Source organism: Mycobacterium sp. UM_Kg27 (assembly GCF_000972905.1).
Classification (GTDB): domain Bacteria; phylum Actinomycetota; class Actinomycetes; order Mycobacteriales; family Mycobacteriaceae; genus Mycobacterium.
In genome coordinates this window covers 1-11182 of sequence record NZ_JRMM01000136.1, presented here as the reverse complement: position 1 = coordinate 11182, position 11182 = coordinate 1, and the positions used below count along the sequence as shown (strand labels likewise).

Annotated in this window: 11 protein-coding genes; 10 read left to right on the top strand and 1 reads right to left on the bottom strand. The window is 67.6% G+C overall.

From position 1 onward, the window contains the following. A partial coding sequence (locus LI94_RS17680) for a TetR/AcrR family transcriptional regulator (protein WP_046302009.1) occupies positions 1 to 525 on the bottom strand: 525 nt, incomplete at its 3' end. 103 nt (positions 526 to 628) lie between these two features. On the opposite strand from LI94_RS17680, the gene LI94_RS17675 reads away from it, so the two are divergent. The 10 genes from LI94_RS17675 to LI94_RS17630 form a co-directional block, all read left to right on the top strand. After that, the gene (locus LI94_RS17675) at positions 629 to 2269 is read left to right on the top strand and encodes an AMP-binding protein (protein WP_046302011.1); all 1641 of its coding nucleotides are present in this window, start codon (positions 629 to 631) and stop codon (positions 2267 to 2269) included. A 74-nt stretch (positions 2270 to 2343) separates the two neighbouring features. After that, positions 2344 to 3090 (top strand): CoA transferase subunit A, encoded by a 747-nt coding sequence (locus LI94_RS17670; RefSeq protein WP_024440832.1) that lies wholly within the window; start codon positions 2344 to 2346, stop codon positions 3088 to 3090. Further along, entirely contained in the window at positions 3087 to 3728 is a 642-nt protein-coding gene (locus LI94_RS17665) for a 3-oxoacid CoA-transferase subunit B (RefSeq protein WP_024440831.1), read from the top strand. Before LI94_RS17670 ends, LI94_RS17665 begins: the two co-directional genes overlap by 4 nt. Further along, entirely contained in the window at positions 3725 to 5296 is a 1572-nt protein-coding gene (locus LI94_RS17660) for a carboxyl transferase domain-containing protein (protein WP_046302008.1), read from the top strand. The genes LI94_RS17665 and LI94_RS17660 overlap by 4 nt, the downstream gene beginning before the upstream one ends. A 6-nt stretch (positions 5297 to 5302) precedes the next feature. Further along, positions 5303 to 7294 carry an acetyl/propionyl/methylcrotonyl-CoA carboxylase subunit alpha gene (locus LI94_RS17655; RefSeq protein ID WP_046302007.1) on the top strand — a complete coding sequence of 664 codons (1992 nt, stop codon included), beginning with the start codon at positions 5303 to 5305 and terminating at the stop codon, positions 7292 to 7294. Then, positions 7291 to 8451, top strand: a complete 1161-nt coding sequence (locus tag LI94_RS17650) for an acyl-CoA dehydrogenase family protein (RefSeq protein ID WP_152664866.1) — start codon at positions 7291 to 7293, stop codon at positions 8449 to 8451. The genes LI94_RS17655 and LI94_RS17650 overlap by 4 nt, the downstream gene beginning before the upstream one ends. A 2-nt stretch (positions 8452 to 8453) precedes the next feature. Then, positions 8454 to 8951 carry a MaoC family dehydratase gene (locus LI94_RS17645; protein ID WP_024440827.1) on the top strand — a complete coding sequence of 166 codons (498 nt, stop codon included), beginning with the start codon at positions 8454 to 8456 and terminating at the stop codon, positions 8949 to 8951. Further along, a complete protein-coding gene (locus LI94_RS17640) occupies positions 8948 to 9748 on the top strand; it encodes a CoA ester lyase (protein WP_024440826.1) in 801 nt (266 codons plus the stop codon). The genes LI94_RS17645 and LI94_RS17640 overlap by 4 nt, the downstream gene beginning before the upstream one ends. Before the next feature lie 23 nt (positions 9749 to 9771). Continuing rightward, a complete protein-coding gene (locus LI94_RS17635; RefSeq protein WP_024440825.1) occupies positions 9772 to 10977 on the top strand; it encodes an enolase C-terminal domain-like protein in 1206 nt (401 codons plus the stop codon). After that, positions 10974 to 11182 (top strand): 2-dehydropantoate 2-reductase N-terminal domain-containing protein (locus LI94_RS17630; protein WP_046302006.1); only part of this gene is annotated, 209 nt, incomplete at its 3' end. The genes LI94_RS17635 and LI94_RS17630, both read left to right, overlap by 4 nt.

Genomic DNA, 11182 nt, shown 5'->3' with positions numbered 1-11182 from the left:
TGTATAAGAGACAGGCCGTGCATCGGCTTCGGCCAGCCCCGGATGCAGCGCGCGCAACACGCTCACCCACACTTCGACGTACTGCCGCTGGGCGCTGCGCACCTGACGCTGCGCGGCGGCCGGCAGGTGAGCCAGATCGCGGTCCTGGATCCGGATCAGATCCGGCTCGCCGAGGGCGAAATCGAGATGAAACTCGACCAGGCCGTCCAGCACTTGCTGCGGACTGTGTCCACCCGCTTCGACGGCGCGCGCCCCGGCGAGCAACCGGGTGCTGATACCGACGAGCAACTCGACCAGCAGCGCCTCCTTGCCTGCGAAGTGGCGGTAGATGGCCGGGCCGCTGACTCCTGCGGCCGCGCCGATGTCCTCCAGCCGCACCGCCGGGTAGCCGCCCTGCGCGAAGAGGCGTTCGGCTGCTGCGAGCAGCTGGCTACGCCGGTCGGACTTCAGCCGGCTGCGCCGGTTGCCCGGCTCGTCATTGCCCGCCGAGTCGGCTGAGATGGACTTCGGAATGGAAGAAGCCATCACGCCTCCGCTCCGTCGTGGACAACTGGAGTTAATGGCCACTAACGTAACACCCGTCGCCTGCGAGCACATCGGGCTTCGGGCGGCACCGGTGGAGGAGCCGATGTCAACTGCGGTACCCGCGGCGCAGAACGACTTGTCCTATGCCCGCGGCGGGGCTCAGCCCGCCTTGCTGGAGACGACGATCGGCGCCAATCTCGCGGCGATCGCCAGCAGGTACCCCGATCATGATGCGTTGGTTGACGTTCCGGCGGGTCGGCGCTTCAGCTACACCGAGCTGGTAGCCGAGGTGCGCCGACTGGCAACCGGGCTGCTGCAGGCCGGCATCAGGCCGGGGGACCGGGTGGGCATCTGGGCGCCCAACTGTGCCGAATGGGTATTGACCCAGTACGCCAGCGCCGAGATCGGCGCGGTTCTGGTCAACGTCAACCCCGCGTATCGCTCCCACGAATTGGCCTATGCGCTCAAGCAGTCCGGGGTCGCGTTGGTCATCTCGGCGAAGCGTTTCAAGACATCTGACTACGTCGTCATGCTGCAGGAGGTGGCTCCCGAATGCCCGGAGCTGCGCGAGGTGGTGTTCATCGGCGGCTCCCGGTGGCAGGAGCTAACCGGCACGCCGATCGATGCGACAGCACTGTCGCAGGTGGCCGCGACACTGCGTGCTGATGATCCGATCAATATCCAATACACCTCGGGCACAACGGGTTACCCCAAGGGCGCGACGCTGAGCCATCGCAACATCCTCAACAACGGCTACCTGGTCGGTGAGCTGCTCGGCTACACCGCAGCAGATCGGATCTGCCTGCCCGTGCCGCTCTATCACTGCTTCGGTTCAGTGATGGGGAGCCTCGCGGCGACCAGTCACGGGGCCGCCATCGTCTTGCCGGGCCCCGGATTCGACTCAGCGGCCACGCTGCGGGCCGTGCAGGACGAGGCGTGCACCAGCCTCTATGGGGTGCCCACCATGTTCATCGCCGAACTCGGGCTGGCTGACTTCGCCGAGTACGACCTGACCAGCCTGCGCACCGGAATCATGGCGGGATCGCCGTGCCCGGCCGAGGTGATGCGACGGGTCATCGATGACATGCAGATGACCGGGGTCGCGATCTGCTACGGCATGACCGAGACCTCGCCGGTGTCGACCCAAACCCGCGGCGAGGACTCGCTGCTGCAGCGAGTCGAGACCGTCGGCCGGGTCGGCCCGCACCTGGAGATCAAGCTGACCGACCCGGCCACCGGTGCGACGGTGCCGCGCGGGCAGGTCGGCGAGCTGTGCACCCGCGGCTACTCGGTGATGACCGGCTACTGGAACGACCCGGACAAGACTGCGGAGGCCATCGACGCCGAAGGCTGGATGCACACCGGCGACCTGGCCGTGATGGACGACGACGGCTATCTGCGTATCACCGGGCGGATCAAGGACATGGTGATCCGTGGCGGGGAGAACATCTACCCGCGCGAGATCGAGGAATTCCTCTATGCCCATCCCGACATCCGCGACGCCCAGGTCATCGGTGTGCCCGACGACACCTATGGCGAGGAACTGATGGCGGTGGTGATGATGCGCGACGGGGCGCCGCCGCTGACCGTCGAGCGGCTGCGGGAGTTCTGCACCGGCCGACTCGCGCACTTCAAGGTGCCGCGCTATGTGCGGGTTGTGACCGAGTTCCCGATGACGGTCACCGGCAAGGTCCGCAAGGACGAGATGCGCCAGCAGGCAATCGAGCATTTGGGCGGCGGCTGACAGGGCTGCTTGAGAATGGTATTCTCTGGCATCAGTTAATGAATATTAACTGAAATGAGGAGGCGCGGGTGGCGATAGACAAGGTCGTGGCGACGGCGGCAGAGGCCGTGGCCGACGTGACCGACGGCGCGTCACTGGCGGTAGGCGGATTCGGACTCTGCGGCATCCCGGAGACGTTGATCGATGCCCTGCTGCAGCTCGGGGTCACCGACCTGGAGACGGTTTCCAACAACTGCGGTGTCGACGGCGTCGGTCTGGGAGTGCTGTTGGAGCACAAGCGCATCCGCCGCACCGTGAGCTCCTATGTCGGCGAGAACAAGGAGTTCGCCCGGCAGTTTCTCTCCGGCGAGCTCGAGGTGGAGCTGACCCCGCAGGGCACCCTCGCCGAGCGGCTGCGCGCCGGCGGCGCCGGCATCCCGGCCTTTTACACGCCCACCGGCGTGGGCACCCAGGTCGCCGACGGAGGTTTGCCGTGGCGCTACGACGGGGCCGGTGGGGTGGCGGTGGCCTCGCCACCGAAGGAGACCCGGGAGTTCGACGGCCGAACCTATGTCTTGGAGCGGGCGATTCGCACCGACTTCGCGCTGGTGCACGCCTGGAAGGGCGACCGGCACGGCAACCTCGTCTACCGCGAGGCCGCCGCCAACTTCAACCCGGACTGTGCTGCGGCAGGTCGGATCACCATCGCCGAGGTCGAGCACCTGGTCGAGCCCGGTGAGATCTGCCCCGCCGAGGTGCACACCCAGGGAGTCTTCGTGCACCGGGTGGTGCACGTGCCCGATCCGATCAAGCGAATCGAGCGGGAGACGGTGCGCGCATGACCCTGACAAGAGATGAACTGGCCGCACGGGTCGCCGCCGAGTTGCGCGACGGTCAGTACGTCAACCTCGGCATCGGCCTGCCCACCTTGATTCCCAACCACATCCCCGACGGCGTCAATGTGGTGCTGCACTCGGAGAACGGAATCCTCGGGGTCGGCCCCTATCCGCTGCGCGAAGACCTCGACGCCGACCTGATCAACGCCGGCAAAGAAACAGTGACCACCCTGCCCGGCGCCTCGTTCTTCTCGTCGTCGGCCTCGTTCGGCGTCATCCGCGGCGGCCACCTGGACGTGGCGGTCCTTGGCGCCATGCAGGTTTCGGCCGCCGGCGACCTGGCCAACTGGATGATCCCCGGCAAGATGATCAAAGGTATGGGCGGAGCCATGGACCTGGTGCACGGAGCGCGCCGGGTGATCGTGATGATGGAACACGCCGCCAAAGACGGCAGCGCCAAGATCGTCGAGCAGTGCACGCTGCCGCTCACCGGCGCCCGCTGCGTCAACCGGATCATCACCGACCTGGCCGTCATCGACGTCACCGAGAACGGGTTGGCGCTGATCGAGACCGCGCCGGGCATCACCGTCGACGACGTGGTCGCGAAAACCGATGCTCCGCTGGACTTGTCGGCACTGTCATGACAACATCGGCATTCGCTGACGAGCACCGCCGCCTGGTCGCGGAACTGAACGCCAAGCTGGCGGCGGCCGCCCTCGGCGGCAACGAGCAGTCCCGCCAGCGCCACGTGGCTCGCGGAAAGCTGTTGCCCCGCGACCGGGTTGACCGGCTGCTCGACCCCGGTAGCCCGTTCCTGGAACTGGCGCCACTGGCCGCCGACGGGATGTACGACGACGAGTGCCCCGGGGCGGGGATCATCACCGGGATCGGTCGGGTGTCAGGCCGGGAATGCGTGATCGTCGCCAATGACGCCACCGTCAAGGGCGGCACCTACTACCCGGTGACGGTCAAAAAGCACCTGCGTGCCCAAGAGGTGGCATTGGGCAACCGGCTGCCCTGCCTGTACCTGGTGGACTCGGGTGGAGCGTTCCTGCCCCGCCAGGACGAAGTCTTCCCCGACCGTGAGCACTTCGGGCGGATCTTCTTCAACCAGGCCACCATGAGCGCCGCGGGCATTCCGCAGATCGCGGCGGTGCTCGGTTCGTGCACCGCCGGCGGCGCCTACGTCCCGGCCATGAGCGACGAAGCCGTCATCGTCCGGGAACAGGGCACCATCTTCCTGGGCGGACCGCCGCTGGTGAAGGCCGCCACCGGTGAAGTGGTGACCGCCGAAGAACTCGGCGGCGGTGACCTGCACTCCAAGGTCTCCGGGGTCACCGACTACCTGGCCGACGACGACGAACACGCGCTGCGCCTAGTGCGCCAGATCGCGGCCACCTTCGGTCCTCGCCCCGAAAGTCCATGGGAGATCAGCGACTCTGTCGAGCCCCGCCATGACCCGGCCGAGCTCTACGACGTGGTTCCCCCGGACCCGCGGGTGCCCTACGACGTGCGCCAGGTGATCGTGCGGCTGGTCGACGGCAGCGAGTTCAGCGAGTTCAAGGCCGAGTACGGCAAGACGCTGGTCACCGCGTTCGCGCGCATCCACGGCCACCCGGTCGGGATCATCGCCAACAACGGGGTGCTGTTCGGTGAATCCGCGGTCAAAGGGGCGCACTTCATCGAGCTGTGCGACAAACGCTCGATACCCCTGGTGTTCCTGCAGAACATCGCCGGGTTCATGGTCGGCCGGGACTATGAGGCCGGGGGCATCGCCAAACACGGCGCGAAGATGGTCACCGCCGTGGCGTGTGCGCGGGTGCCCAAGCTGACGGTCGTGATCGGCGGGTCCTATGGGGCGGGCAACTACTCCATGTGCGGCCGGGCGTACTCACCGCGATTCCTGTGGATGTGGCCCAACGCCCGGATCTCGGTGATGGGTGGCGAGCAGGCCGCGTCGGTGCTGGCCACCGTGCGCAGCGATCAACTCGACGCCGCCGGCAAGCCGTGGTCGGCCGCCGACGAGGAGGCCTTCAAGGCCCCGATCCGTGAGCAATATGAGGTGCAGGGCAACCCGTACTACTCGACCGCGCGGCTGTGGGACGACGGGATCATCGACCCGGCTGACACCAGAACAGTATTGGGCCTTGCGCTTTCGGTCTGCTCGAACGCGCCTTTGGACCCGGTCTCCTACGGCGTATTCCGGATGTGAGCGCACATGTTTGAAACCGTCTTGATAGCCAATCGCGGTGAGATCGCGGTGCGGGTGATCCGCACCCTGCGCCGGATGGGCATCCGGTCAGTAGCCGTCTACAGCGACGCTGACGCCGGGGCGCGCCACGTGTGTGAAGCCGACACCGCGGTGCGCCTGGGGCCCGCACCGGTACTGGAGAGCTACCTGTCGATACCCAAAGTGCTCGAGGCCGCCGCGGCCACCGGCGCCCAGGCCATTCACCCCGGCTACGGATTCCTTTCCGAGAACGCCGGATTCGCGGCCGCCTGCGAACGGGCTGGAGTGGTCTTCATCGGGCCGCCGGCTCGGGCCATCGAGGTGATGGGCGACAAGATCTCAGCGAAGAACACCGTCACCGCCTTCGAGGTGCCGGTGGTTCCGGGGATCGCCAAACCCGGTCTGTCCGACGACGAGCTGGTGGCCGCGGCAGCCGAGATCGGTTACCCGGTGCTGATCAAGCCGTCGGCCGGCGGCGGTGGCAAAGGCATGCACCTGGTGGACGACCCGGCGCAGCTGCGCCCGGCGCTGGCCACTGCCCGGCGCGAGGCGGCCTCGGCGTTCGGTGACGACACCTTGTTCTTGGAGCGATTCGTGCTGCGGCCGCGCCACATCGAGGTACAGGTGCTCGCCGACACCCAGGGCAACGTGGTGCACCTCGGCGAACGTGAATGCAGCCTGCAGCGACGCCACCAGAAGGTGATCGAAGAGGCACCGTCCCCGTTGCTGGACGCCGCCACCCGCGACCGGATCGGTACGGCGGCCTGCAACACCGCCCGCAGCGTGGACTACGTCGGCGCCGGCACCGTGGAGTTCATCGTCTCGGCGGATCGCCCGGATGAGTTCTTCTTCATGGAGATGAACACCCGGTTGCAGGTGGAACACCCGGTCACCGAGGCGATCACCGGCCTGGACCTCGTCGAGTGGCAGCTGCGGGTGGCCGCCGGGGAGAAGCTGTCCTTCACCCAGGACGACATCACCTTCACCGGGCACGCCGTCGAAGCCCGGGTGTATGCCGAAGACCCGGCTCGGGGCTTCCTGCCCACCGGCGGGCGGGTGCTTGCGGTGCACGAACCCACCGGTCCGGGGGTGCGGGTGGACTCGTCGTTGCTGGACGGCACCGTCGTAGGCAGTGACTACGACCCGATGCTGTCCAAGGTAGTCGCGCACGGGGCCGACCGGGCGCAGGCACTGGCGCGACTCGATGCGGCGCTGGCCGGCACGGCGGTGTTCGGGGTGCAGACCAACATCGAGTTCCTGCGGTTCCTGCTGGCCGATGCGCGGGTGATCGCCGGTGACCTCGACACCGAACTGCTCGACGCCCGGTCGGGCCACTTCACACCGCTGCCCGCTCCCGACGATGTGTTGGCCGCCGGTGGCCTCTACCGCCAGTGGGAGCTGGCCCAGCGCGGCCGCACGGACCTGTGGGCATCCCCGAGCGGATGGCGGATCGGCGCGGCGGCGCCGGTGCGCACGCAGATGCACACCCCGCTGCGCACCGAGACGGTGTCGGTGTGGGGCCTGCCCGACGCCGCGCAGGTGCAGATCGGCGAGGGCGAGATCCAGGGCGCCAGCGCCCATGTCGAAGGCGATCAGCTGATCGCGACCGTGGCCGGGCGGCAACGTCGCTACCTGTTCGCCGAGGACGACGGCCAACTGTGGATCTGCGACGAACGCGGGAGTTGGCAGCTGCGGGAGGCCCAGGAAAGCACTGTGGTGCGGTCCGCCGCCGGCCCGCGTACCGCAGAGATCGCCAGTCCGATGCCGGGCACCGTGATCGCCGTCGCTGTGGAATCGGAATCCACTGTCGGCGAAGGTGCTCCGGTGGTCGTGGTCGAGGCGATGAAGATGGAGCACACCCTGACCGCCCCGATTTCCGGCCGGGTGCAGGTGTTGGTGGCGGTGGGCGATCAGGTGAAGGTGGATCAGGTGCTGGCGCGGCTGGTCCCGGAGGAAGAGACCGAGGAAGCGAAATCATGACGACGATCGAGGCAGGAACCCTGCCGAGCCACTATCAGGACTTGCGCGACACCGTCGCCGAGTTCGCCCGCACCGTCGTCGCTCCGGTGGCGGCCAAGCACGACGAAGAGCACAGCTTTCCCTACGAAGTCATCGCCAAGATGGGGGAGATGGGGCTGTTCGGCCTGCCGTTCCCCGAGGAGTACGGCGGGATGGGCGGCGACTACTTCGCCCTGGCGCTCGCCCTGGAGGAACTCGGCAAGGTCGACCAGTCGGTGGCGATGACCCTGGAGGCCGGCGTCGGCCTGGGGGCGATGCCGATCTACCGGTTCGGCTCCGAGGAACAAAAGCAGACCTGGCTGCCGGATCTGGCTGCCGGTCGCACCCTGGCCGGCTTCGGGCTGACCGAGCCGGGCGCCGGCTCCGATGCCGGCGGCACCCGGACCACCGCCCGCCGCGACGGCGACGAGTGGGTCATCAACGGCACCAAGCAGTTCATCACCAACTCCGGCACTGACATCACCTCACTGGTGACCGTCACTGCCGTCACCGGAACCGGGCCGGATGGCAAGAAGCAGATCTCCACCATCATCGTGCCCTCCGGCACACCCGGATTCACTGTCGAACCGGCCTACAACAAGGTCGGCTGGAACGCCTCGGACACCCACCCGCTCACCTTCGCCGACGCCCGCGTTCCCCACGCCAACCTGCTCGGTGACGAGGGCCGTGGCTACGCCAACTTCCTGTCCATCCTCGACGAGGGCCGCATCGCGATCGCCGCGGTCGCCACCGGGGTGGCGCAGGGCTGTGTCGACGAAAGCGTCAAGTACGCCGGCGAGCGTGAGGCGTTCGGCCAGACGATCGGCTCCTACCAGGCGATCAGCTTCAAGATCGCCCGGATGGAGGCCCGTGCCCACGTCGCCCGTACCGCCTACTACGACGCCGCGGCGAAGATGCTGGCGGGCAAGCCGTTCAAGAAGGAAGCTGCGATCGCCAAGATGATCTCCTCGGAAGCGGCGATGGACAACGCCCGCGACGCCACCCAGATCCACGGCGGCTACGGCTTCATCAACGAGTATCCGGTGGCCCGGCACTACCGCGACAGCAAGATCCTCGAGATCGGTGAGGGCACCACCGAGGTGCAACTGATGCTGATCGCACGATCGCTGGGGCTGTGACGATGGCCGACAACGTGAGCAAGACCGTCGAGCAGCGCGGCCTGTGGTTCGAGGAATACGAGATCGGCACCACCTACCTGCACCGGCCCGGGCGCACCATCACCGAAGCCGACAACGTGCTGTTCACCACGCTGACCATGAACACCCAATCGCTGCACCTGGATGCGGCGTGGGCGGCCCAGCAGCCGGGATTTCGCGGTGAGCGCCTGGTGAATTCGATGTTCACCCTCTCCACCCTGGTCGGCCTGTCGGTGGCGCAGCTGACGCTGGGCACCATCGTGGCCAACCTGGGCTTCTCGGAGGTGTCGTTCCCCAAGCCGGTGTTTCACGGCGACACGCTCTACGCCGAGACGGTCTGTACCGACAAGCGGGAGTCCAAGAGCCGTCCCGGGGAGGGCATCGTGACGTTGGAGCACGTCGGACGTAACCAGAACGGCGACATCGTCGCCCGCGCGGTACGCACCACGCTGGTGCGCAAGCGGCCAGAGGACGGACGATGAGTGGCGTCGGCCCGGCGTGGCTGTTCTGCCCGGCGGATCGCCCGGAGCGATACGGCAAAGCGGCTGCGGTCGCCGACGTGGTGATCCTGGACCTGGAAGACGGTGTGGCCGCTGCGGATCGGCCCGCCGCTCGCGAAGCGTTGCGGAGCACGCCGCTTGACCCGGAGCGGACCGTGGTGCGGGTGAACCCGGCTGGAACCGAAGACCAGGCCCGCGACTTGGAGGCCCTGGCAGACACCGCCTACACGACGGTGATGCTGGCCAAGACCGAATCCGCCGCCCAGGTCGCCGCGCTGGCGCCCCGGCAGGTGGTGGCCTTGATCGAGACCCCACGCGGCGCGGTGTTCTGCGCCGAGATCGCCGCCGCACAGCAATGCGTCGCGATGATGTGGGGCGCCGAAGATCTGGTCGCGGCCATGGGCGGCGGTTCCAGCAGGCACTCCGACGGCCGGTACCGCGATGTGGCCCGCCACGTGCGCTCGAGTGTGTTGTTGGCGGCCTCGACGTTCGGCCGGGCCGCACTGGACGCCGTCTACCTCAACATCCGCGACCTCGACGGGCTCAAAGCCGAAGCACTCGATGGCGCCGCGGTCGGATTCGCTGCTACGGTGTGCATCCACCCGAGCCAGATCGCGGTGGTCCGTGACGCCTATCGGCCCGCCCCGGAACGGGTTGACTGGGCGCGCAGGGTGCTCGCCGCGGCGCAGACCGAGCGCGGGGTGTTCGCGTTCGAAGGACAGATGGTCGACTCCCCGGTGCTGCGGCACGCGGAAGCCATCCTGCGGCGAGCGGATTGACGCACCAGGAGGACTGACCGCGCATGCGCATCACCCAGATCATCGAGACACCGGTCCGATTGCGCGGCGAGGTCGCCAACGCCTTGGTCGATTTCTCCCGGCACACGGTGTCGCTGGTCGCGGTGGTCAGCGACCAGATCCGCGACGGGAAGCCGGTGACCGGGGTCGCGTTCAACTCGATCGGCCGATTCGCTCAGAGCGGCATCCTGGCCGACCGGATGATCCCGCGAGTGTTGCGCGCGAGCCCCGAGTCCTTGCTTGACGACGCCGGCCGCATCGATCCTGCGCGGGTGCTGTGTTGTGCGCTGGCAGATGAGAAGCCCGGCGGGCATGGCGACCGGGCCGGTGCCGCAGCCGCACTGGAATTGGCGTGCTGGGACCTGAACGCCAAACTGGCCGACGAGCCCGCCTACCGCACCATCGCCGAGTACTTCGGCAGGGAGTTGGACGGGGACCCCGTCAACACCGCCGTCCCGGTGTATGCCGCCGGCGGCTACTACTACCCGGGCTCCGATCGCGCGGACTCGACTGCCGCCCTGGACCGGCTGCGCAGCGAGATCCGCGGCTATCTCGATCTGGGCTACGACGCGGTCAAGATGAAGATCGGCGGCACGTCGACCAGCGAAGACCTGGCACGCATCGAGGCCGTGATCGACATCGTCGGCAGCGGATCCCGGGTCGCCGTCGACGCCAACGGCCGGTTCGACGAGGCCGGCGCAGTGCAGTGGGCACAGGCTCTGAACCCCTATGACCTGCGCTGGTACGAAGAGCCCGGTGACCCACTCGATTTCGCATTGAATGCCGCGGTCATTGAGGCCTACGACGGCGCCATCGCCACCGGAGAGAACCTTTTCTCACAGCGCGATGCGACCAACCTCGTTCGCTACGCCGGCATGCGGCCGGGCATCGACATCTTCCAGATGGATGCCGGGCTCAGCTACGGCCTCACCGAATACGTCCGGATGATCGAGACGCTCGAACAGCAGGGGTTTGATCGTCGCTTCGCCTTCCCGCACGGCGGGCACCTGATCAATCTGCACATCGTGGTCGCGCTGGGTCTGGGCGGCTGCGAGTCCTATCCCGGGGTGTTCGCACCGTTCGGCGGCTACGCACCGGGTTGTGTATTGACCGAGGGCACCATCGCCCCGACCGACGCGCCAGGCTTCGGGCTGGAGGAGAAACCCGACCTGGCTGCCGTGATCGCCGATCTGGTGGGAATGAGCCGATGAAGATCGCGGTCATCGGATGCGGCGCCATGGGTTCGATCTACGCCGCCAGATTGGCGGCGGCCGGCAACGACGTGCTGGCCGTGGACCGGTCGAGCGCACACGTCGACGCCATCGCCGCCAATGGCCTACGGATCAGCGGGCCGCAGCCTGACCAGGTGGTGCCAATGCGCGCGGCCACCACCGCCCCGGCCCTGTCTCTTATACA